We start from the raw sequence: 24,264 nt of genomic DNA, 5'->3' as shown, positions 1-24,264 counted from the left end.
ACTCATCCAGGCCCGAAAAAACTACGGCTTACTCAATTGCTATGCGCTTGATGAGCAATTGATTATCCGCCTGCACGCGCAGCGTGTACACGCCGGCTGCCAGCGCTTGCGTTGGGATTTCGGCCGTAGCGCCGGCCGCCGTCAGCGCAATGGTGCGCGAAAGCACCGCCTGGCCCAATGCGTTGAACAGCGTGGCGCGCACCTCGCGCTGGCCTGCCAGCGGCGGCAGCAGCACCGTGAAGCGGCCGTGCGCCGGGTTGGGGTAGATGCTCACCGAAGCGGCGTTCAGCTCCGCTTTCGTAGCCGTCACGGTGGCCGGGCGCAGCACCACGCTGAAGCGGCCCGTGCCCGCCGTGGCGGCGGCCAGTGTGAACGTATAGCGGCTGCCCACCGTCAGCTGTTGCTGGCTGCCAGTGGCGGCATCGCGCAGGTACACCGTGGCGGTGCCGAAGTTGGCTACATCGGCCACTTCAAACGTGAAGCTGCCCGCCTGCGGCACCCGCAGGGCCAGTGGAATCATTACCTCGGCTGTACCCAGTGGAGCCAGGCCATTGATAGCCAAAGCGGTGTTTCCGCTCAACATGGCCAAATCCAGGCCGGCCGGGTTGGGGAGCTTGGCGGCATCGAAAGAAGGCTCGAAACCAGCGCTGGCCCCGGCTTCCAGGTACAGGAAAGCGTCGTCGCTCAGGCTGGCGTTGCGTAGCGTGAGGTGCAGCTGGGGCCGCGCATCGGCGGTGCCGCGCCCGAAAACCGGCTGCGGGCCGAAGGTGGTGACGCGGTTGGCGTTGGTGAGGTTCACCGCGCCGGGTGTGCCGGCGGTGCTCACCCGGGCGAAGTAGCCCGAGCCGGCCACAATCAGCGGCGAAGTGCCGATGCCGTTGGCGTAGCTGCGGTAGGTGCCGGCGTATTGGCCGGTGCTCTGGTACACGTACATGGCGGCGTCCATGCCGGGGCGCTGGGCGGGCGTCACGGTGCTCCAGTCGAGCGGGGCGGGGTAGGGGTTGCCCAGCAGCTGCCAGCCGGCGTCGGCGTCGGCACCCCGGTTGAGGGCGCCGGAGTTCTGCGCAGCGTTGTTGAAGGTGCCGGTGAAGGCCACCGTGGCGGCGGGCGCGTTCACGGTGTAGCCCCGGTTGGGCTGCATCACATCCGAAGCGGAAGCCGGTGAAAACCAGCCCTTGTCAAACGCGCTGTAGTTCGAGGTGGCCGTGGCCAAGCGGCTTTCGTCGTAGCCAAACACCGTGGGGAACGGGAACACCGCGCCGGGCGTGGCACTGCCATTGTACGCTGTGTTGAAAGTGGGCGTGAAGCCCGTCGTGCTCAGGCTGCTGAAGTCCGCGCCGGCCACCGGCGAGCTGAACTGGCGGTAAGCCGGGCCGGTTGCGCCGCCGGTCACGGCGCGCTGCATGGTGCCGCTGCCCGTCACCACGCCGCCGCTGTTGTCCACCAGCGCCGTGCCATCGGCCGAGGAAAGGAGGGTGAACGACTGCCCGCTGGTGGCGAGGTTGCCGCTTTGCAGGCGGGCCACTTGCGCCACGCTCACGCCCTGGCTCAGGCTGAGGCCGAGGGCGTTGTTCACCGTCAGGTTGCGCACCTGGGCGGGCAGGCCCGCGCCGGTAACCTGAGCCGCCGTGCCGTTGTAGGTATAAGAAGCGTCGTCGTCGAAGGTGCGCGTGCCGCTCACCCGAATGGCCCCGGCAGCGCCGCTGACGCTGATGCCGGCCGGGTCGCAGATGCGCAGCTCGGCCCCGGCCTGCACTTCGAAGCTGCCCGCGCCGCCCAGCGTCTGGCAGTTGCTGATGAGCACGCCGCCCGACTGCGCCACCACTGCGCTATCCACGGTGGTGGTGCCGAGCAGCGTGAGCGTGCCGCCGGCCTGCACCGTAATGCTGCGGTAGCGGCCGCCGGCCGTCAGGCGCTGGCCGCTGGCTACCACCAGGTCGGGGCCGGTCACGGCGTTGCGCAGGCTCTGGATGTAGTCGATGTTGGGCTGGCCGAAACCGTAGCCCCAGTTCAGGGCCGTGCTGCCCGAGGCATCGGCTTTGCCGGCGCCGTTGTAGTCGGCCAGGGTCTGGGTGGGGTTCAGCGGGTACACAAACTTGCTGGGGCTGCCGCCGTTGTCCAGGTTAGGCGCGGCCAGCTTGTAGTTGGGCGCGGCCGTGTAGGTGGCCGTGGTGCCGGCCGCCACCGAGCCGCCCAGTGCCAGCCGCGTGGCAAACGTATGGATAGCCCCGGTCACGCCCGCCGCCGGCGAGCCAGCCGCTTTCACCATCACCATGTCGTACTGCGTGATGTTGAAGATGCTGTTGCCGCCCACGTTGGTGAGGTAGGTGGGGCTGCCCAGCAGCATATCCAGCGTAAAATCGGAGGCATCGTAGTCGGGCGCGTAGCCGGCGGGGCCGGCCAGCTGGCGCAGCACAACGGTGGTGCCGCTGCGCACATCGGCCCAGAAGGCCGTGTTGGCAAACTGGTACTTGCCGCCATTATCCGCCGTGCCGTTGGTTTCGAAGTCCTTCACAATCATGCCGCGCATGTCGAGGTGGTCCTGCACCACCAGCAGCTCCACGGCGTCGAGGTTGCCGGTGCCGTCGTTCGAGCCGTTGTAAATCCGGTTCACTACAATGGAAGGCGGCGTGACGGCCAGCCCGCGCAAGGTGTTGATGTACGAAATGTTGGGCGTGCCGAAGCCGTAGCCCCAGTTGCGGGCGGTGCTGGTGCTGGCGGCCACGCTGGTGCCGTTGTAGTCGGCCGTGCTCTGGGCCGGGTTCAGCGGGTAGAGGAAGGCGCCCGTGTTCAGCACGGCGTTGAAGACCAGCTTCGGCCCGGTCAGGCCGGTGTAGAGGGCGCTGGCGCTGCCGTTGTTCGACACCAGGGCGTGCACCGGGTTGTCGATGCCGCTGGCCGCGCCGGTTTTCAGCAGCACCATGTCGGTGTTGGTGAGGTTGAAGTTCTGGCCCGTGTTCGACAAATCGGCCAGGTAGGTGGTGTTCTCCATCAGCAGGTCGATGGTGAAATCCGAGGCGTCGGTATCCGTGGCGTAGCCGGTGATGCCCGAGGCCAGCCGCCGCAGCACGATGGTGGTGCCAATGCGCAAATCCTTCCACAGCGCATTGTCCCTGAACTGAATCTTGCCGCCGTTGTCCAGCGTCAGGTTGCTCTCGAAGTCCTTCACAATCAGCCCGCGAATGTCGAGGTGGTCCTGCGTGACGAGCAGCTCCACGGCATCGGTCGAGCCGTCCGACGTCGAGCTGCCGTTGTACATGCGGTTCACTACGATGCCCGTGAGGGGCTGCTCCACAAACGTCAGCTTCGAGAAGTTGAGGCTGGCGCTCACGATGTCGAACTTGAGCGTGGCATTGGGCGAGGCTTCCAGGTACACATTGTTAATCACCAAATCCTGGTAAGTGCCGAAGCCGCCCGTGCTGGGCACCGTCACCACGCCGGTGCGGTCCACGTCGTTCACACTCAGCCGCAGCGAGCCCGTCGACGTCGCCCCCGTCGATACCCGCACCGTCACGCGGTAGAGGCCGGTGCGTAGCACGTTCACGGTGTATTTCAGCCACTCGCCGGTGGCCGAGTAGCCCACGTTGGTGTAGCCGCCGTCGCCGTTTTCGGTGTCCACGCCTTCCGTCGGACGGGGCACGGTGGGGTCGGCCGCCGCGCCGCGGTTGGCTACGTCCGAGTCGTTATAAGCCACGCCCTGACCGCCGTTGTCGTATTCCGTGGCTTTTATCACGCCCGGAATCACGGCGGCCGTGCCGGAGTAGGGCGTGCGCACGCAGGCGCTCACCTGCACCGTCGATTTGCTCACCACGATGGTCGTGTCGGCGTTCACCAACGTCATGGTCACGGTGGGGTTGCCGGCGGTGGCGTAGGTCACGGCCGGCGGGTTTTTGCCGGTGCCGGTGGCCGGCGTGGCGCCCGCCCCGAAATTCCAGCTTATCGACGTGAACTCGCCCAGCACCGTGGCCGCGTACGTCACCGCCTCCGGCGCGGTGCAGGTAAAGCTTTTGTCGCTCGTGAAGTTGGCCAGCGTGAAAGTCTGGCCGGGGTTGAGGTAAGTGGGCGGCAGCGTCTGCTGCGCGTGCTGCAGCGAATACACGATTTTGCGCGTCAGCGCCCCCTGGCTGTTAAACAGCAAAACCAGCGTCGACTGCGCGTAAATCCTGTCGTTGTAGAAGTTATTGATGCCGGCCGGCACGTTGATTTTCAGCGCCGCCGCGCCGGGCACCGTGCTCCCGTCCAACTGCACCGTGAAGTCGTAGTCCGTCACGTCGCTCTCGTTCAGCACCATTACGGCCGTGGTGCCGTTGTCGGTGCTGCTGAGCACTTTCACCAGGCTCTGGTTGTCGGTGGCGTTGAGGTTGGTGCCGTGCAGGTTTTCCGCCACCAGCATCTCGTGCCAGAAGGCCGAGCGGGGCTTGATGGTAGCCACGCTGCTGCCGTCCAGGTAGCCCAGGTCGCCGGTGCTGCGGTTGCCGCCTCCCTCATGCACCGACCACGGCTGCATCGACACCGCCTCGTATTTCATGCCCACGCCGAATACTTCGGCCCAGTACTGGCCGTTTAGAAACGAATGCACGCCCACGCCCTCCACGGTATTGGCGGTGGGGTTGGCGTAGTCGATGTTGAATTCGGTGAGGGCCCAGCGCAGGGCATTGGTGCCGGTGCGGTTGTGCAGGGCGTTGGCGTTGGCCATCAGGGCCAGCAGGGCGGTTACGTTGTTGGTGAGCGTCTGGGCCGCGCCGGTCACGCTGGCCCGCGTCTGGGTGCCGCTGAACGGGTAGGAGTGGAACGACAGCACATCGATGTAATAGCGCCCGTTGGCATCGGTGCCGGTGATGTCGTTGGCCCCGCCCACCAGCGAGGGGAAGTAGCCGCTGGTGTAGGTGGCATTCTCCGGCCCCACGGTCAGAATAGTGGGGTCCACGGCCTTCATGGCTGAGGCAAAGGCTTTGATGTAAGCCGCCGTGCCCGCCGCGCCCACCGGGTTGGGGTGCGAGGAGTTGTTGAGGTCGGGCTCGTTGCCAATAATCCAGTAGCGGATGTTCCGGCCCATCGTAAGGTTGACGTACTGCACCACCTGGGCCGCCTGCGCCGCCGTGAACCGCCCGCGTCCTTCCGAAACCTGCACCATCGGCTCGGCCCCGATGCGCCGGATAGAGTCAATCAGGGCAATGTATTGCGCATTTGTTACCAGGTTGGAATTCACGCCGTTGCCGCCGATGCGAATCATCTTCACCTTCGACTGCCGCACCACCGGCCACAGCCGGTCGAGCAGCCCGTTGTATACCTGCGAGCCCAGGGCGGTGGGCAGCCAGGCATTCTGGCCGGCGAGGTAGGGCGAAATGGCCTGGCCACGGCTGGCACCAAGCGCCAGCCAGCTAAGCACGAGAAACGATAGTAGTCTCTTCATTGGTGGGAATTGGGTTGGTTGAATCAGAGCGAGTAAGGGCCGCTTCGCCAGCGCAGCGGGCACACCGGGCAGGGCCCGCCGAAAAGCATCGGAGGCAGGCAGCAGCCGGAAAATGAGGGGCTGAAACCGGCAAAGCCAGCTTCAGCCAGTCGCCGGGCACAAGGGGCCCGGCGCGGGCACGGATTGGGCAGCACGGCCGGGCAGAAACCGGCCAGATGGGGCGAACAAGCCACTAAAGGTATTGGCCGGCTTCGCCTAAAAGCTAGCCGGCTACCGGATTTATCTACGAAAACGTTTGCGGTAGATTCAACTCAATTCTGTCATCCTGAGCGGCGCGAAGGACCTTCTCACGGCTGTGCGGTTCGCCGTAATCCAACCAATACAGGCATGAGAAGGTCGTTCGCGCCGCTCAGGATGACAGACGGGGCCCAACATTTCCCGGCACTCGTTCTTACCTTCACTCCTCCATTTCCCCCACCCAGAACTATGGCTTATTACCACCGCCTCGGCCAGATTCCGCGCAAGCGCCACACCCAGTTCCGCCAGCCCGACGGCTCCCTGTACTCGGAGCAGCTGGTGGGCACGCAAGGGTTTCACGGCGTGTCGTCGCTGCTGTACCACGTGCACCCGCCCACCCAGATTAAGCACGTCGGCACGCCCAAACCCTACGCCCCCAAGCTGCTGAAAGACCGCCCGCTCCAGCCCGAGCACCTGCGCACGCTGGCCCAGACCAGCACCGGCGGCGACTACCTGGCCGCCCGCCAAACGTTGCTCGGCAACGCCGACGTGACCATGAGCATCTGCAACCCCACGGAGAAGCGGATGGACTACTACTACAAAAACGCCCAGGCCGACGAGGTGATTTTCGTGCACGAAGGCCGGGGCGAGCTGTGGAGCCAGATGGGCAAAGTGGCCTTCGAGCCCGGCGACTACGTGGTGGTGCCCCGCACCGTCATTCACCAGCTCCACTTCGAGGAAGGCCCGGTGCGGCTGATGATTGTGGAGTCGTTCAGCCCCGTCGAAACCGTGCGGCGCTACCGCAACCACTTCGGCCAGCTGCTGGAGCACTCGCCCTACTGCGAGCGAGACATCCGCCCGCCGAGCGAGCTGCTGCCCCACGACCAGCCCGAGGGCGACTACATGGTACACGTCAAGAAAGAGGGCCTGCTGCACGAGCTGACCTACGCCCACTGCCCCTTCGACGTGGTGGGCTGGGACGGGTATTTCTATCCCTACGCCTTCAGCATCCACGATTTCGAGCCCATCACCGGGCGGCTGCACCAGCCGCCGCCCGTGCACCAGACGTTTGAGGGGCACAACTACGTCATCTGCTCCTTCGTGCCGCGTTTGTTCGACTACCACCCGCTCAGCATTCCGGCGCCCTACAACCACGCCAACGTCGATTCCGACGAGGTGCTGTACTACGTGGCCGGCAATTTCATGTCGCGCAAAGGCGTCGATTTGGCGTCCTTCACCTGGCACCCCACCGGGCTGCCGCACGGCCCGCACCCCGGCACCGTGGAGGCCAGCCTCGGCAAAAAGGAAACCCACGAGCTGGCCGTAATGGTCGACACCTTCCGCCCGCTCTACCTCACCGAAGCCGCCCTGCCCTACGTGGACGGCCGCTACCCCATGAGCTGGAACCCCGGCTTCGTGCCCGACCCGCCCAAGTCGGCCGATATGATGGACTAGCGGTAAAATGGTAACTGCGTAAAGGCGTAAAGTGGTTGTTCAACGATGCGATTTGCGCCGTTGAACAACCACTTTACTCCTTTACGCAGTCACTCAATTGCTCATTTACTACTTCACCACCGCCACGCGATTGTAGTGGTCGATGAGGCGCGCTACATCGGCGGGCTGGTCGTACTGCAGGTGCTGGGCTTCGGCAAATTTCCTCATGTCGTCGTCGCGCTTGCCGAAGAGGCGGAGCACGGCCGACTGGTTCAAATCCAGCGGGCGCAGGGGTTCGGTGGGCTCGTTGCCGGCCCCCACCAGCAGCACCGGCGCGAGCGAGAGCCGGCCGGCGGCGGCATCGGCTCCCGACGAGTACAGCCAGGCCAGCACCAGCGGCCCGGCATCGACGGCAGTGAGCACCTCCACAAACTCGTTGCGCGTGCCCACGCTGCCCTCCTTCACCAGGCGCGGGCGGAAGCGGCGCGGGGCGGCCGCCCCCTTGCCGCCGGGCTCGCCCAGGTCGAAGCCGCGCAGGCTGCCCACCGGCCAGAGGTGCGTGGAATCCAGCTCAATCGAGTCCTGGGCTTCGACGAGGCGCAGGCCGGCGTGGTAGCGCAGGCCCGGCACGGGGCGGTAGCGGCCATCGAAGGTGCGCAGCGCGCCCGGCTGCATCGCGGCATCGCCAAAGAAGCCGCTGGTTTGCTTGGCCAGGCCGGCGCGGAGCGTGGCCATGTTGGGGTTGGTATTGGCCTGGCGGTAGAGGGTGCGGGCCTCGGCGAGGTCGTGTGAAGACTGGGCGCGGGCACTCATGGCGCTGGCTGCCAGGGAAAGGCCAACTAAATAGCGGAAGAGTTTCACTAATGTAATTCGAAATAAAAATCGGACAGAAACCGGGGGGCAAAAATACGATAAACCCTTCGGCTCACGGTCATTACCAAGCACTGTGCCAGTCCCGGCGCGCCAGCCGCGCAGCCCGATGAACACCTACTTGCCGGGAGCCGCCGGGGCCGGCGAGTGGCGGTTGAAGTATTCTACCAGGTGCAGTACATCGGGCAGGGTGGTGTAGCTAAGGTGCTGCTTGGCGGCGTAGGCCTGCACATCGGCGGCGAAGGGCACAAACAGTCGGGTCACGCTTTTTTCGTTGAGCGACAGCTCCCGCAGCGGCTCCTTCGATTGCGTTGCCGGGTTTGGACCCGCCACAATTACCTGCCCGATTTCGGTGCGGGCGGCCTTGGTTTCGGTGCGCAGAATGGGGTCGAGCTGCGCGTCTTCGTGCAGGTAGCGGTGTTGCAGGCCCAGTATCAGGGGGCTGTTGTCGTTGGGTGTCAGCACTTCCACAAAATCCATTTTGGTACTGCCCACGCGCACCATCAGGCTGCGGAAGTGGCGGGCATCATCGCCCCGGCCCATGTAGAAGCCGTCGAGGCTGCCGGGCGGCCACACGTGGCTGCCGGTCGAGTCGCGGGCTTCGAGCAGGTGCAGGGCCACGTTGAACTTCAGGGCCGGCACGCGTATCCGGCGCTTGTCCATCAGCACCAGGGTGCCCGGCTGGTCCATGCTCACCAGGTAGGCTTCGGGGGCATTCACCAGGTCTTTGCGCATCTTGGCCAGCGCGTCGGGCGAGTTGGCGCGCTGGTAAATGTCCATGCTCAGGTCAATTACGTCGCGGCCGGATTGCATCTGGGCCTTGGCCGCTGAGGTAGTCAGCAGCAGCGCCGCCGCAAGCGAAAGCAGGGGTTTTGCAGATAGAGTCATGTTGGAAGGAAAGGGAAATTGATAGCTAACTCAGGGAAAGGAATGTTACCGGTTGCGGCCGTACTGCTCGTGGCTGCTCACCCAGTCCGACGACGAGATGGCGGCCCCCAGGCTTAGCTCGCCGGCCAGCACCACGCCGGCCACTATCTCGGCAAACTTGCGCACCGTGCCCCGGCCCACGCAGCCCAGCATTTGCAGGCACTCGTTTTGGGTGGCCAGGCCGGTGCCGCCGCCGTGCGTGGCCACGATGAGCGAGGGGATGGTGATGCTGATGTAGAGGTCGCCCTCCCGGGTCACTTCCGAGTACAGAATGCCGGCCGACGACTCGCTCACGTTGGCCACGTCCTGCCCGGTGGCAATGAACAGGGCCGTGATGCCGTTGGCTGAGTGCGCGCCGTTGTTGTTGGCCCCCGAGATGAAAGCCCCCACGTTGCTCACCTGGCCGTGGTAAGCCAGCTGCTCGGGCGTCACGCGCATGCGCTGCATCAGCACGTCGCGCTTCACCACGGCCTCGGCCACCACGCGCTTGCCCCGGGTGCGCATCACGTTGATTTGGCTGGCTTTTTTGTCGGTGGCGAAGTTCGATTCGAGGTAGAAGTGCTCGATTTTCGGGCCCTTGTAGTTTTCCAGAATCCAGGAGCAGGCCGCGAAGGTGGCGCGGCCCACCATGTTCTGTCCGGCCGCGTCGCCGGTGCTGAAATTGAAGCGCAGGTAGGCGAATTTGTTGCTGAGGTAGGTATCGATGTACTGCAGCTTCGCCACGCTGGACGTGCTTTCGGCCTGCGGCCGAATCTGGTCGATATTCTCCTCCACCCACAGCCCGAAGTCCCGCGCCCCGCGCGCATCATCAAACACGAATACCGGAGCCCGCTGCATGGCATCGCCGATGACGGTGCACTTCACGCCGCCGCACAGGTTGAGCACCTGCATGCCGCGGTTGTAGCTGGCCACGAGGGTGCCCTCGGTGGTGGCCATCGGAATCAGAAAATCGCCCTGCGCGTGCTCGCCGTGCACGGTGAGCGGTCCGGCCAGGCCCACCGGAATCTGGGCCACGCCCATGAAATGCTCGCAGTTGCCCTGCAGCTGGTGGGCATCGAAGGAGTAGTGCTTGAGGTGGGTAAACTCCTTGCCCGAAAACTGCTCGGCGAAGCGCTGGCGGGCCGCAATGGCGGCTTCGGAATAGTCGTCCTCGTCGGAGCGCGGAATGCGCGGCTTGTGCATGGCCGCGCCCACAATGGCATCTTCCACCTCCACGTGCAGGTCGCCGAAGGCATCGGTCGAAAACCAGGCCTGCACGGCGTGAATGCCCTCGGCCAGCGGCGGCACGTCGAGCACTATCAGCAGGGTGCGGCCCACGGGCAGCTCAATGGCCTGCGCGTCGGCGTTGATTTCGGTGGCCGGCCGCCGCTCGCCGTTGCCCAAATCCACCTGGATTTTCTCGGCCGGAATCACCAAATCGCCAATCTGCACCTGCCGAAAACCGGTCACCTTCACGGTGTCGAGCCGGTTTTTGATGCTGAAGGCCACGCCCTTGTGGTCGGGCAGGTTGTGCAGGCTGCCACGGGTGTAGAGCAGCTTGAGAAGCATGGGGCTGGGGGTGAAGACCATCGGTGCGGGTGGGGAAATGCGTTGGATGAGGTGTGCGGCGGTGAAGGTGGGAATTTTTGGTCGAAATCGCCAACTATCCGACGCAATGCTATTGCCAGTGAAAGGTAATAGGCATCGTGTATTTCACGCTTACTGCCCGGCCTTGCTGGCGACCAGGCAGTAAGCGGGGCAATGCCTTTACTGCCCTTACCACTTCGGAATCGATTCGGCTATCAATGCTTTGGATGATGTAAACATCCCGTACTTCCCCAGACTCCGGTACCGTAAATTCGACCATCACCCGGCTTCCCTGCGGAAAGTCGCCTTGAAAGGGTGGAATATGAATGCTTTTCTGGATGGCCGCACAGATTGCCGCGTTGCCGCCACCGCCAGGCAGTTGGGGCATTTCTTCTACGTAGGTATAGACTTCGGCCGCTGGGGCGGTCGACTCAGCCGCGGCTTCGAACGCCCGTTCGCATGCCGGGCCGGTAGCCAGGGCACCGGCAAGCAGTATCAGCCACAAGTATTTCATTGGTTAGCAAGATGGGGAACCCAGACAAAGCCTCGGGTTATTCTATCCGATAAGTAACCGGTACGGTAAAGCTGACCGGAACTGCTTCGCCGCCCTGCCGGCCAGGAGTGAAGGTTGGCAGGGCCTGAATGACACGCAAGGTTTCGGCGTCCAGAAGCGGGTCCAGGCCTTTCACAATCCTGGCGTCGCGCACCTGCCCGTTCTTGTCCACGACGAAGCTGGCGTATACGCGGCCTTCCATTCCATTTTTAAGTGCTTGAGGATACCGCACCCGTTGCTGGATGTATCTCACTATTGCCGCTTGGCCGCCGCCGCCAGGTAGTTCGGGCATCTGCTCCGCGTAGGTATACACGCTGTTGCTGTTTGGTTGCACCGGTTCAGCAACTTCCAGAGGAGCTATATCTCCGCCGAGCATTTCCTGCCCCTCATATATCGTTGATGGCAGCTTTACTGACTTTTTTTTCACTGTAGGCACCTGCTTTTTGTGAGTCGCAGTCGTCTTATGTGGCACCGGCTTGCGCACCTGCGCCAGCGCCTCGTGCGCCGTGAGGCCCTGGCCCACCACCAGCACCAGCGCCACAACGAACCAGCGTAGCCGTCGCGACAAGGCCGGGGCAGGCAGGGCCACCACCTGCTCGCGCCGAAAGGTGCCGCACACCCGGCCATCGGGCGCGGCGGCGCGGGCGGCAGCCAGGTCGGCCACGGGGTTTTCGGACCGGCTGAAATCATGCACTACGCGCTGGCAGCGGCTGCAGAATCCACCGTCGGCGTGCGGGGCGAAGGTGGCCGGGCTCACCGGGCAAGGGTTGAGCGTGGCATGGAAGGTGGGTAAATTAAGCAGCATAGTGGGGCGGAGTAAACGCTATTTCAGGCTGAAGCTGACGGGTACAGTCATGCTGATGGCGGTGGGTTTGCCATTTTCCATTCCCGGTGTAAATCCGCGCATTTCACGAAGCACTTTCAGCACCGGCTCGTTGAAAAGCGGATTGAAAGTCTTGACAATTTTGGCATCGTGCACTTTGCCATCAGCTCCCACGGTGAAGCTGGCGAACAGCCGGCCCTGCGCATTCACCATTTTGCCATTGTGCTGCGGCCAAACCACTTGTTTTTGAATGTAGGCAACGATGGCCCGGCTGCCGCCACCCCGGAAAGTCGGCATCGTACCAACCATGAATCCCAGAAAAGCCGGCTCGGCCATCGGAGCCGGTGTGGCCAAGTCTTTTTCCTCCGGCACTGCAATGGCCTCGCTTTTAACAGGCATAGCGGCCGACCGCAAATGCGCCAGCACTGCCCGCCGCACCTGCGCCAGCGCCTCGCGCGCCGTGAGGCCCTGGCCCACCACCAGCACCAGCGCCATGAGGAACCAGCGCAGCCGGCGCGACAACATTGGAGCGGGCGGGGCCACCACCTGCTCCCTGCGGAAGCTGCCGCACACCCGGCCATCGGGCGCGGCGGCGCGGGCGGCAGCCAGGTCGGCCACGGGGTTTTCAGACCGGCTGAAGTCCTGCACTACGCGCTGGCAGTGGCCGCAATACAACCCTTGCTCGTGGGCAGTGAAAGCCGCCGCACTTACCGGGCAGGGCGCAAGCAGGGCATTGAAGACAGGTAGCTGTAGCAGCATGGCGGGCGGGCGGGGTGAAAAGATGAAAATCGGGCAGGGACTATGTGGCAACGTCGCCCCCGGCGGGAAAAGTATGCACAGGGAATTCTACCGCCGTCTGCTGGCCGGAGTAAAGTAATCGGCGGTGAAAAACGTCGGCGATGATGAAGCCAAATTCACAATCTGTTCACCCGGGCCGCGCGTATTTGCTTCATTAAAAAACCCGCGCGCGTCGGCGCTGTTATAGCCCCCGCGCCAGCGCGGTGCCCGGCCCCAAAAGGCAGGGGCCGCGCCGGGCGTATTACCTTTGTGTGTCGCCGGGCACACCCCGCCGGCCGCCAAATTTCTGCTATGTCCTTATCCGCTGACTATCCTCGCTTCACGCTCGGCAGTAGCCTCACCGCCGAGCAACGAGCTTTTTTTGCTAAATACGGCTTCCTCCATTTTCGCCCCTTTGCCTCGCCCGAGCAAGTCGCCCAGATTCTGAAAGCCACCCAGGAAGTGCAGGCCAGGTGGCTGGCCGAGGGGGTGGAAAAAGTGAACGGCGTGCCCATCAAGTACGGCAAGGACGTGGACGGCGCCCCCATTGTGCAGCGCTTTGCCTTTGCTTCTCAGCACCATCCGGTGCTGCACGAGCTGCTGCAGGACGAGCGATTCAAGGCCCTGTTTCCGCTGCTCGAAGCCGAAGGCGGCCGCGTGGGAGAGAATGAGAAAGACGGCCTCGTGGTCAATCATTACGTGAACGTGCCCGGCTCCGAGTTCAGCCAGATGGGCTGGCACACCGACTCGCTGCGCGACGTGTTCTACGGCAAGCGCATCGGGCCCATGCTCAACGTGGGCCTGCACCTCGACGGCACCAAGGCCACCAACGGCGGCCTGCGCGTGATTCCCGGCACCCACCGCCAGGGCCTGCACAAGATGCTGTTTCGCAAGAAATACTACAAGGACGTGTACTACGACCCCAACGAAATGGCCATCGAAACCGAGCCCGGCGACCTCACCGTGCACGACGGCCGCATGTGGCACCGCGTGGCGCAGTCGCCGCTCATCGGCGAGGCCAGCCGCCGCCGCGTGATGTACGTGCCCATCATCTCGGGCAAGTACCAGCCCAAGAGCCAGGACAGCCCCACGCCGTTTTACCTGCGCTTTTTGCATTTGGTTAAATAATCAATGGGTGAATGGGCGAGTGGCTGAATGGGTGAATCAATCACCCCGATGCCCCCATTCAGCCATTCGCCCATTCACTCATCGACACTATGTACGCCCTCGTAACCGGCGCCTCGCGCGGCATTGGCCGCGCCATTGCCCTCCAACTGGCCCAGCGCGGCTACGACCTGCTGCTGGTGGCCCGGTCCGAAGACCAGCTCACCGCCCTGGCCCAGGAAATTGGGGCCAGGTACCAGCACCAGGCCCGCGTGCTGGCCCTGGACCTGGCCGCGCCCGAGGCCGCCGAAACCGTGGCCGCCTGGGCCACCCAGCAAACCGACCAGCTGGCCGTGCTGGTCAACAACGCCGGCTACGGCCTGTGGGGCCGTTTCGAGCAGCTGGGCCTGGCCGAGCAGCAGAACATGATGCAGCTCAACATGAGCCTGCCCGTGGCCCTCACGCACGCCCTGCTGCCGGCCCTGCACAAGGTGCCCAAAGCCTACATTCTGAACGTGTCGAGCACGGCGGCCTACCAAGCGGTGCCCTCGCTGTCGCTCTACGCGGCCAGCAAGGCATTTTTGCTGAGCTTCAGCCGGGGCCTGCGCTACGAGCTGAAAGGCAGTAATATTTCGGTGACGTGCCTGAGCCCCGGCGCTACGACCACCGGCTTCACCGACCGCGCCGGCATGGGCGCTGAGCTGCAAGCCACCGCCAACAAAGTATCGATGACGCCCGAGGCCGTGGCCCAGACCGCCGTGGCCGGCCTGCTCGCCGGCGAGGCCGAAATAGTGCCCGGCGTGCTCAACAAGGTATCGGCCGGGCTTACTAGCATTGTGCCCAAGGGCATTGTAGAGAAAATCGCTGCCGGCATTTACGAAAAATACCTCTAGCCGCTCGCTCGCTGACGGAAACAGGCCATCCCGGCCAGCAAAAAAGGGCTGCTCCCGTGGGAGCAGCCCTTTTTTGCTGGCCGGCAGCCGGTCAGACGGGAGAAGCTGCTCAGGCCGACCTCTCCGCCCGGCCATCTGCCCAATGCCAGCGTCCGTCTTCTTAACAACTTTAGTGGTTGAATGGCCGCTTTTTAACCTGCAAAGGCAGGAAAATAATTATTTAATGCAAAATATATTTTCTGCTGAATCCAAGAAGGTCAATATCCACGTAGGGCTTTACTACGGATTACTTCCAACGGCTCTTTGCCCGTTTTATTAAATAATCGACTCGGCTGGAGGCCTTTAGTCCCTGGTCCGGTCAGCGTTGCGACTCTGGTCATTGCCTGCGATTGCAGGCACATCCAGCCGGCTGTTCAGGGGCCGGCTGCCTTCGGTAAGCACCTGAAGCGCTATGCCGCCTGCGCGGCCTGCTATTCTTATTGTTAGCCTGCTCTATTGTTCGCCAATATGTCCGAATGCCGGTTTGTGGCTTCTGGTGTATTGGCTAATTTATTGATAGTCAGTGGTTATTGGTTTTGCTCTTCGGTTTTAACGTCCTTTTTTTCACTCTTTTCATTCATCGTACCTTATGAAAAACCTTTTAAGCAAGCCCTTGCACTGGATGTTCGGGGTCTGTGCCGTCACGGGGCTCTCGGTATGGAGCGCCACCCGCCACACGCCGCTGGAAGCCAGTAGCCACCGCGAGGCGCCGATGATTGCCGACGACCCGATGGCCGACAACACCGACGTGTACGCCTTCGTGTCGCCGAACGACCCCAACCGCGTGGTGCTGATAGCCAACTACATCCCGTTTCAGCTGCCCCAGGGCGGACCGAACTACTACACCTTCGGCGAGAACATTCGCTACGAGGTGCACGTGAAAAACAACAGCGCGACAACGGGCGACGACATCACCTACCGCTTCACCTTCACGCGCACCAACCAGGACCCGAGCACGTTTTTCAACGTGCGCCTGGGAGCGCAAAACCTGAAAACCACCTACACCTGCGAGAAAAGCGTGGCTGGCGGGGCCTTCACCCCAATCGTTTCCAATGGCCCGGTGCCGGTCTACAACATCGGGCCGCGCTCCATCAACGGGGCCGCCGGCCTCAACCAGCCGCTGCCCTACGCCACGCTGCGCCAGAACGCGGTGACCAATGCCACGGGCGGCGGCGGCGAACAAATCTTCTGCGGGCCGTCGGACGACCCGTTTTTTGTGGACCTGGGGGCCACGTTCGACTTGGCCGGCTTCCGGGTGAACCAGGGCGCGCGTGATGGGCTGAGCAAGTACAACGTACACTCCATTGCGCTTTCCATTCCCATTGCCACGCTGCAGAAGAACGGCCAGCCGGTATCGGCCGCGGCCAATATTCTGGACCCCAACTACGTGATTGGGGTGTGGGCCTCGGCCAGCCGGCCCACCGTGCGCACCCTGAGCGCCACCGGCGGCCCCACCGGCGTGAACACGACTTACGTGCAGGTGTCGCGCCTGGGCATGCCGCTCACCAACGAGGCCATCAACCCCATTGGCAGCAAGGATGCCTGGAACCGCACCACCCCTTACGCCGAGGCCGCTATTACCGACGACTACCTCTCCAATCCTGAGCTGGGCCTGTACATGGCCGACAACGTGCCGGTGGCCCCGGCCGCGCCCAAAACCGTGCCCGCCACCTACTACGGCGAAGCGGTGCCCGCGCTGAACGCCCTGCGCATCCAGACCAGGTCGCTGGCCGGACAGCCCGGCCTGCCGCCGGCAGGTTTCGATTTCCGCAACGGAGCGGCGGGGCTTTCGGGCCTGGCCGGTAGCTCGGCGGTGGCCGGCACGGCACTGGCGCCCGGCGCTTTCGGGCCTTACCTGCTGGTGGCGGGCAAGCCGCGCTCGGTGGACATCAAGCCGATTTTCCATACCGGGGTGCCCAACCTCATTCCCTACCAGCTGGCCACGGGCAAGGGCGGCAATCCATTGGCCGCCGGCAAGCCGTTCATCAACAACTTCCTGCCATTGAGCGGCTCGAACCCGGGCGGCGACATGCTGCGGCTGAACATGGCGGTGCCCGCCACGCCCCGCACCTCGCCCGATTTCAGCAATGAAGGCATCATCGCGGCGGCGGTGCTGGGCCTCACGGACTCGCGCTTTAATGGCAGCACGGCCCTCCAGAATATTCCCAACATGGACGGCTTTCCCAACGGCCGCCGGTTGGAAGACGATGTCGTAAAAATTGAGTTGCAGGCCGTGAGTGGGGCCGCGCTGGCCGCCATCGGCCTGTGGTACGACGACTACACGCCCAGCAGCACCTCGCCGGTCACGCCGCGCCTGAAAGGGGTGCTCAACTTCTCGACCGGAGTGGAGCACAACGACCTGCCGTTCAGCACCACGTTCCCGTACGTGGCGGCTCCCTGGGAAGGCTTCGTGGTGAAGCGCTAACTCAATCTTTCAACTCTGAATCGTCCGAAACCAATGACTTTTATACGTTTACGTAAATTCGTGATGCTGCCGGCGGTGGCAGCCACGGCAGCCGTCGGGCTGGCCTTGTGGGGCCAGGTGCGGCACACTCCCCTGGAGGCTTCCTCGCACCGCGAGGCGCCGCTGATTTCCGAAGACCCGCTGGCCGACAACACCGACCTGTACGCCTTCGTGTCGCCGAACGACCCCAACCGGGTGACCATTCTGGCCAACTACATTCCCTTCGAGCTGCCCCACGGCGGGCCAAACTACTCGACGTTCGGGGAAGGCATTCGCTACGAAGTGCACGTGAAAAACGACGGCTCCACGCCCGGCGACAACATCACCTACCGCTTCACCTTCACACGCACCAACCAGGACCCGAGCACGTTTTTCAACATTCGGCTGAATGCGCAAAACCTGAAAACCACCTATACCTGCGAGAAAAGCACCGACGGCGGCGCTACGTTCTCCACCATCGTCACCAACGGTACGGTGCCGCCCAACAACATCGGCCCGCGCTCCATTGAGGGCGGAGCCGGACTGGGGGCTCCCAACTACGAGAGCCTGCGCACGGCGGCCATTACCAACGCCACCGGCGGCGGCGGCGAGCAGATTTACTGCGGCCCGGCCGACGACCCGTTCTTCGCCGACCTGGGCGCTATTTTCGACCTGGCCGGCCTGCGGCCCGGCAGCGCCACCGACGGCCTCTCTCGCAAGAACTGCCACACCATTGCGCTGAGCATTCCCATTGCCACGCTGCAGAAAACGGGGCAGCCGGTATCGGCCGCGGCCAATATTCTGGACCCCAACTACGTGATTGGGGTGTGGGCCTCGGCCAGCCGGCCGCAGCTGCGCACGTTCAGCAGCGCCACGGGCGAAGGCGCCAGCGGCGGCTATGTGCAGGTGTCGCGCCTGGGCATGCCGCTCACCAACGAGGTGATTAACCCCATTGGCGGCAAAGATGCCTGGAACGCTGCCACGCCTTATACCGAAGCCGCCATTACCGACGACTACCTCTCTAACCCCGAGGTGGACCTCTACATGGCCGACAACACGCCGGTAGCGCCGGCCGCGCCCAAAACCGTGGCCGCTACTTATTACGGCGAGGCGGTGCCTGCGCTGAATGCCCTGCGGGTGCAGACCAAGTCGCTGGCCGGGCAGCCGGGTTTCCCGACTTCGGGCTTCGACTTCCGCAACGGGGCGGCGGGCCTTTCGGGGCTGGCCGGCTCGTCGGCGGTGGCGAGTACGGCGCTGGCGCCCGGCGCTTTCGGGCCCTACCTGCTGGTGGCGGGCAAGCCACGCTCGGTGGACATCAAGCCGATTTTCCATACCGGCGTGCCCAACCTGATTCCTTATCAGCTGGCTACCGGCAAAACGCCGCTGGCCGCCGGCAGCGCCGCCGTGAATCCGCTTAGCGCCGGCAAGCCCTTCATCAACAACTTCCTGCCCCTCACGGCAACGGGACGCACCAACCCGGGCGGCGACATGCTGCGCCTGAACATGGCCGTGCCCGCCACGCCCCGCACCTCGCCCGATTTCAGCAACCAGGGCCTGCTGGCTGCCGCCAAGCTGGGCCTCACGGACCCGCGCTTCAACACCTCGGCCGCGCTGCAAAGCATCCCGAACATGGACGGCTTTCCCAACGGCCGCCGGCTGGAAGACGCCGTGGACCAGATTGAGCTGAAAGCGGCCGGTGGCCTCGTGCTGGCCGCCATCGGGCTGTGGTACGATGACTTCACGCCTACCAGCACTTCGCCGGTGACCCCGGCGCTGGGCGGCCAGCTCGCCTTCACGAGCGGCGTGGAGGCCAACGACACCACGTTCCTCGCCACCTTCCCTTATCTGCAAACGCCCTGGCGCGGCACCGGCTCGGCCAGCGGCCCCACCAACACCATCACCTATCCGGACCTGACGGTGAGCACCACCACCGGCGTGGATGCCGGCACCTATAACAACGTGACCATCACCAGCAACGGCGTGGCCTCCTTCAATGGCCCCGTGCAGGTGAACGGCACCCTCACCGTGCAGTTTGGCGGCGTGCTGAGCACGCAGGGCGTGCTGGCCACCAGCTGCCTGCCCATCACCGGCCCCGGCAGCTTCCTGCTGATGCCCGGTGCTACGCTGCGCATCTGCAACCCCGACGGCATTGCCGCCACGGGCGCTACCGGCGCTATTCAGCTCACCGGCACGCGCACCTATGCCAACGATGCCAGCTACGAGTACATTGGCAGCGAAGCCCAGCTGACGGGCACGGGCCTGCCCAGCCGCATCCGCAGCCTGACGGTGAACAACGCCGCCGGCCTGACGGTGAACAACGGCGGCGTGAGCGTGACGCAGACCGTGGCCCTGACCAACGGCAACCTGAACACCAGCAGCTCGCAAATGCTGACCCTGCTCTCGGATGCCACCGCCGGCACGGCGCTGGTGGTGAACACCAACGGCTTTGTGAACGGCCCGGCCACCATGCAGCGGGCCATCAGCGGGAACATCAACCCCGGCCTGGGCTACCGGCACTATAGCTCGCCGGTGAGCAATACCACGCTGGCCGATATTGGCAACAACACGCCGGGCTTCTCGCCCATCTTCAACCAGAACTATAACACGGTGGGCAATGCGGCGACGCCTTTCCCGAACATCTTCGGCTACAATGAGCAGCGCGTGACCAGCAGCGCCAACACGGTAGCGGCTTTCGACCAGGGCTTCTTTGTGCCGCAGGCCAGCGACCCCATGGGCGTGCTGCTCGGCTACACCGTGAACATCAACGCCAGCCAGACCGTGGACCTGACGGGGACGCTCAACAACGGAGCCGTGAGCCGCTCGGGCCTCACGCGCGGCCCCCAGCCCCAGAGCGGCTGGCAGCTGCTCGGCAACCCCTATCCCTCGCCGATGGACTTTAGCCGGGCGGGCGGCGTGACGCGCACCAACCTCGACGATGCCGTGTATGTGTACCAGAGCACCGGCCAGTACGTGGGCACCTACCGCAGCTACGTCAATGGCATCGGCGACCCGCAGGTGGTGGCCATGCAGGGCTTCTTTATGCGGGTGACGACCCCGGGCACGCCGGGCAGCCTGGCCCTTAACAATGCTTCGCGCATTACTGCGTTTGACCTGACCCACTCCTTCGGCCGCACCACCGAAACGCGGCCATTGGTGAGAATGCGCCTGCAGAGCAGCAGCCCGCTCATCGACGAAACCACCGTGTATTTTGAGCAGGGGGCCACGACCGGCTTCGACAGCCGCTTCGATGCCTACAAGCTGCCCAACTCCACGGGCCTGAACCTGAGCAGCATCATTCCCGGCAATGAGCTGTCGGTGAATGGCCTGGCGCCGCTGGCCGCTGCGCCCGTGCTGGTGCCCCTGAGCATCGGCCTGCCCGCCGCCGGCACCTACACCCTCAACGCGGTGGACCTGCTGAACTTCGGCGGCAGCACCCAGGTGTTCCTGCTCGATACCCAGACCGGGGCGCGCATCAACCTGAGCCAGCAGCCCACCTACACGTTCACTACGCAGGCCACCAGCCTGCCCGGGCGGTTCGTGCTGTCCTTCGGCCCGGCCCAGAACCCCACGGCCACCACCCCGGCCGCGCTGGCCGACATGGTGCAGCTGTTCCCGAACCCGGCCCACGCCAGCTTCACGCTGCTGCTGCCGGCCGAGATGGGCCGCGCCGCCGTCACGGCCCGCCTCTTCAACCAGCTGGGCCAGCTCGTGACCGAGCGCAGCCTGTCGGTGACGGCCGCCGGGGCTTCGTCGCAGTTCGATGTGTCGGGCCTCGCGCCCGGGGTGTATTCGCTGCGCCTCACCGGCGGCCCGGCCCCGGTAGTGAAGCGTGTGGTAGTAGAGTAGTTCGCTTATCGGTGAGACAGCGCAGGTCGGGCGTTCCGGCCTGCGCCTGCGCCGGCAGCTTCATGGTTCAATGTCTTTCAAACACCCCTATTCGATGAAAAAAGAGCTCCTTCTCCGCGCCCTCTACGCCACCGTTGGCTGCGTGCTGTTCACGGCTGCTTCGGCTTTGGCCCAGCCCGGCTCGGGTGGTCCCGGCCCTGGCACCAACCCCACCCCCGTGCCCATCGACGGCGGCGCCTCGCTGCTGCTGGCCGCCGGTGGCGCCTACGGCCTGAAACGCCTGCGTGCCCTGCGGGCGGCCAAAGCCAAAAAATAGGCTGGCGCTTCAGGCGTTACATAAATCAAAAATCGGGCTTGTCCTTGCCCAAGTCTATACTGAAAAGCGCTGGCCAGCAGGCTGGCGCTTTTTTTATGTCATCTCTGGCAGATAGCAGGATAGGTGGGCTCCCCGCTGCCCTTTCTCGTAGCCGCAGCAGTTCGCGCCAGCCAGCGCGTAGCATATTGCAAATCCCGCTCCCCTGCTTGGGCAAACGTGGTGGCTTCCGGCGCGCACGGCAGCAGCCATTCGGGACCAGCGTAGGCGGGTTGTATCGTCCGGTAGGTGCCTGGTTTCTGCGTCAGCCGGTTAATAAACGGCCGGTGTGGGACTTGCAGGACCTCTGGGGTTGCACCGGACTGGCGTAGCCTGCCCCGCCTCCTGCTTGCGGGATGCTGGCCCTGAGCTGCAGACGCGCCGCTGCCGGCGAACATCACCTGCTGCAGCGAGGCCGGGATGGTGCCGTGCCCACTGCCGAGCATCACCAAAAGGCCGCGAAATGCGCAGGTATTGAATAAATTGCCGTGCTTTCCCCGGTGCCGGCAACGGGTATAACGTTACGGCCCTTCTCCTTCCTTCCTTTTTCCCTTGGCAACGAATAAGCTTCTGCCGGCGCTCGGTTGTGCAATTTGCTTCAGCACCCAGGTTTATGGGCAGAAGCAGCCTGGAACGGCTGAATCGCTGGCAACGGCAGTAGACGGGCTGCTCGCAACACGCCTGGAAGCCGTTGCCCCGGGTGGGGTGGTATTGATAGGTAAAAAAGGAGCTATTGCTTACGAAAAGGCTTTCGGGCTCGCCAATGTAAAAACGGCAGCTCCGATGCGGCCGGAAATGGTTTTTCGGATTGGCTCTATCACGAAGCAGTTTACCGCCATTGCCATTCTACAGCTGGTAGAAGCTGGCAAAATCTCTTTGCAGGATAGCATTCAGCGGTATGTGACAGATTATCCGCATACGCAATACCCCATCACCATTGAGCATCTGCTAACCCATACCTCGGGCATCAAGGACTACCAGGCTATTGCCAATCGGGCAGCCGAGCGAACCAGCTACACCCCGAAGCAGGGAGTTGATTATTTCAAAAATGAACCCCTGGAGTTTAAGCCTGGAAGCAGGTTCAGGTACAGTAATTCCAACTATTACTTGTTGGGATACATTTTGGAATTGGTTGCCGGACAGAGCTATGCCAGTTATCTACAGCATAATCTGTTCGATAAGGCCGGCCTGCAGCACACGGAATATCTAACGGCGAACAAGGTAATGACGAACATGCCGCAGGGCTATTCGCGGTTTGGCAACGCGTTGGAGGTAGCCGATTTGCAAGACATAACAACGATATACGCGGCGGGTGGCCTGGCGTCGAATGTGGAAGACCTGTTCAGGTGGCACCAGGCGCTTCGGGCTGGTAAGCTCCTGAGCAAGAAGCTGCTCAAGAAAGCGCACACTCCCTACCGCCTTTCGGATGGCACTTATTCGGACTATGGCTACGGGTGGTATATAAGAAAACTGGATGCCAGCACAACCATCGAGCACGCTGGCTCGACGGATGGATTTCAATCAGACGAAATTTACCTGCCTGGCGAAGATATTTACATTGTTGCCCTGTTCAATTGCTTTGAGCAGGACATGGACTGGACAGTATTGACGAACGATGTTGCCAGAGTAGCGACCGGCAAGTCGGTTGATGCACCAGTGGCAGTGGATAAGGCCATACTAGAGCAGTATGCTGGTGAGTACACATTTGACGCAAGCCATAAGCTAATCGTCACTTTTAAGGAGGGCTCCCTATTCATCGAAGACACCAATCCCAATGACCGACTGCCTCAGGTGCGCGTTTACCCCCGAAACGAGCATAGCTTTTACATGAAAGAGGCACCGGTTGTGTTTGATTTCGTGTATGACGCTCAGAAAAAGTCACTTAAGGTCATAACTTACGTTAGCGACCGCAAAGACGCAGAATGGGTGAAAACCAAATAGCTTGCGGTTTATCGAATTCCGACGCGGTTGAATCCTGCGTAGGCAAGGGGGCATAAATTTTCAGGATTCGGATAAGCCAACATGCCTGAGCTTTTTGATTCATTCCCAACGGCTCAGGCCGGCTGCACACCTTTGAAGCCGTTGGCAACCCGCCCCGCCAGCCAGTAGGCCAGCCCGGCAAAAAGCGGCGCGGCCAGCACATCGTAGGAATAGTGCACGCGCTGCACCAGCACCAGCAGGCCCACGGCCACGGTCATCAGGGCCAGCGCCCAGCGCCACACATGGCCGCGCCCCGCCAGCAGCAGCAGCACCATGGTGGCCGTGTGGCCCGAGAAAAACAGGTCGCGCACGATGGGCTGAGTAGTCACCTCGAAGATGCGGTCCATCACCGGGTCGCTCAGCAGAATCAGGTCGGTAGGCGGCTCCAGCGGCACCAGCCACAGGGTTAGAATGCGCAGCAGCTGCAGGAAATAATACGCCCAGAGCGCCCGCAGCAGCAGCAGCGGCCGGGGCAGCAGCAACACCAGCGTAGCGGCAATGGCCCCGTAAATGAGGGCAAACGTGGGTGTGGATACATCGTGCACCGGCAGCAGTGCCAGCAGCGGGTCGGGGAGGTGCTGGCCCGGCCGCGCCTGAATGAAATGGTAGAAGCCCGGCACCACCGGCAGGAGCCCCAATAGCAGGAGTACTATCAGGCCCAGCCGCAGGCGGAACCCGGGCACCGCCCAGGCGGCGGGCCAGCGCAGCGTTTCGGCCGGGGCCGCAGCGGCGGCAGGTGCCGATAAATCAAGTTGGTCAGCGAGGGTAGCCACAATAAGCCGTCAGTGGAATAATTATCAGCAATAGGAACAACGCGCAAAAATACGCCACTGGCCGCGCCGCGCCGTGCGGCCCGCAAGCGCGGAGGCACCAGCGCCGGCCGTCCCAACAGTGCAGTCCTACTACCGGCGTGCCCGCCCGGCGGTGCCATGTGCGCGCTGGCGAAGCCACCCGGCCGCCAGTAGCGCGTGGGGAGCAAGCAAATATTAGTCCACATTATTGGACTA

Annotated in this window: 15 protein-coding genes; 7 read left to right on the top strand and 8 right to left on the bottom strand. The window is 63.4% G+C overall.

The genetic code is table 11. The features are described from left to right. Nucleotides 1–28 precede the first annotated feature (28 nt). Nucleotides 29–5,413, bottom strand: coding sequence for a carbohydrate-binding protein (locus tag ACYVHT_RS18005; protein WP_460555106.1), 5,385 nt, complete (start codon nucleotides 5,411–5,413; stop codon nucleotides 29–31). 486 nt (nucleotides 5,414–5,899) lie between these two features. Here ACYVHT_RS18005 and ACYVHT_RS18000 point away from each other — a divergent pair, with 486 nt between their 5' ends. Continuing rightward, nucleotides 5,900–7,105, top strand: a complete 1,206-nt coding sequence (locus tag ACYVHT_RS18000) for a homogentisate 1,2-dioxygenase (protein ID WP_460555103.1) — start codon at nucleotides 5,900–5,902, stop codon at nucleotides 7,103–7,105. 108 nt (nucleotides 7,106–7,213) lie between these two features. Here ACYVHT_RS18000 and ACYVHT_RS17995 read toward each other — a convergent pair whose 3' ends face one another. From ACYVHT_RS17995 to ACYVHT_RS17970, 6 genes are all read right to left on the bottom strand, one after another. Next, nucleotides 7,214–7,945 (bottom strand): hypothetical protein, encoded by a 732-nt coding sequence (locus ACYVHT_RS17995; RefSeq protein WP_460555100.1) that lies wholly within the window; start codon nucleotides 7,943–7,945, stop codon nucleotides 7,214–7,216. 126 nt (nucleotides 7,946–8,071) lie between these two features. Then, complete coding sequence (locus ACYVHT_RS17990) at nucleotides 8,072–8,842, bottom strand: hypothetical protein (RefSeq protein WP_460555097.1); 771 nt, start codon at nucleotides 8,840–8,842, stop codon at nucleotides 8,072–8,074. A gap of 45 nt (nucleotides 8,843–8,887) precedes the next feature. Continuing rightward, complete coding sequence (locus ACYVHT_RS17985) at nucleotides 8,888–10,429, bottom strand: hydroxymethylglutaryl-CoA reductase (protein WP_460555094.1); 1,542 nt, start codon at nucleotides 10,427–10,429, stop codon at nucleotides 8,888–8,890. 109 nt (nucleotides 10,430–10,538) lie between these two features. After that, nucleotides 10,539–10,961 (bottom strand): energy transducer TonB, encoded by a 423-nt coding sequence (locus ACYVHT_RS17980; RefSeq protein ID WP_460555091.1) that lies wholly within the window; start codon nucleotides 10,959–10,961, stop codon nucleotides 10,539–10,541. Nucleotides 10,962–10,998: 37 nt separating this feature from the next. Then, a complete protein-coding gene (locus ACYVHT_RS17975) occupies nucleotides 10,999–11,664 on the bottom strand; it encodes an energy transducer TonB (RefSeq protein ID WP_460555088.1) in 666 nt (221 codons plus the stop codon). Nucleotides 11,665–11,823: 159 nt separating this feature from the next. Continuing rightward, complete coding sequence (locus tag ACYVHT_RS17970; RefSeq protein WP_460555085.1) at nucleotides 11,824–12,582, bottom strand: energy transducer TonB; 759 nt, start codon at nucleotides 12,580–12,582, stop codon at nucleotides 11,824–11,826. 330 nt (nucleotides 12,583–12,912) lie between these two features. On the opposite strand from ACYVHT_RS17970, the gene ACYVHT_RS17965 reads away from it, so the two are divergent. From ACYVHT_RS17965 to ACYVHT_RS17940, 6 genes are all read left to right on the top strand, one after another. After that, a complete protein-coding gene (locus ACYVHT_RS17965) occupies nucleotides 12,913–13,728 on the top strand; it encodes a phytanoyl-CoA dioxygenase family protein (protein ID WP_460555083.1) in 816 nt (271 codons plus the stop codon). Between the two features lie 89 nt (nucleotides 13,729–13,817). Further along, nucleotides 13,818–14,597 (top strand): SDR family NAD(P)-dependent oxidoreductase, encoded by a 780-nt coding sequence (locus tag ACYVHT_RS17960; RefSeq protein ID WP_460555081.1) that lies wholly within the window; start codon nucleotides 13,818–13,820, stop codon nucleotides 14,595–14,597. Between the two features lie 628 nt (nucleotides 14,598–15,225). Beyond that, nucleotides 15,226–17,061 (top strand): DUF4331 domain-containing protein, encoded by a 1,836-nt coding sequence (locus ACYVHT_RS17955; RefSeq protein ID WP_460555078.1) that lies wholly within the window; start codon nucleotides 15,226–15,228, stop codon nucleotides 17,059–17,061. A 33-nt stretch (nucleotides 17,062–17,094) separates the two neighbouring features. After that, a complete protein-coding gene (locus ACYVHT_RS17950) occupies nucleotides 17,095–20,925 on the top strand; it encodes a DUF4331 family protein (protein WP_460555075.1) in 3,831 nt (1,276 codons plus the stop codon). Nucleotides 20,926–21,019: 94 nt separating this feature from the next. Beyond that, nucleotides 21,020–21,241: a PID-CTERM protein-sorting domain-containing protein gene (locus ACYVHT_RS17945; protein WP_460555072.1), complete on the top strand. Its 222-nt coding sequence runs from the start codon at nucleotides 21,020–21,022 to the stop codon at nucleotides 21,239–21,241. A 588-nt stretch (nucleotides 21,242–21,829) separates the two neighbouring features. Beyond that, a complete protein-coding gene (locus tag ACYVHT_RS17940) occupies nucleotides 21,830–23,218 on the top strand; it encodes a serine hydrolase domain-containing protein (protein ID WP_460555069.1) in 1,389 nt (462 codons plus the stop codon). A gap of 113 nt (nucleotides 23,219–23,331) precedes the next feature. Here ACYVHT_RS17940 and ACYVHT_RS17935 read toward each other — a convergent pair whose 3' ends face one another. Next, on the bottom strand, nucleotides 23,332–24,030 hold the full coding sequence (locus ACYVHT_RS17935) for a phosphatase PAP2-related protein (protein ID WP_460555066.1): 699 nt from the start codon (nucleotides 24,028–24,030) through the stop codon (nucleotides 23,332–23,334). Between the last annotated feature and the right edge of the window lie 234 nt (nucleotides 24,031–24,264).

This window comes from Hymenobacter daeguensis, from assembly GCF_054780555.1.
This window is presented reverse-complemented; position numbering and strand designations above follow the sequence as displayed.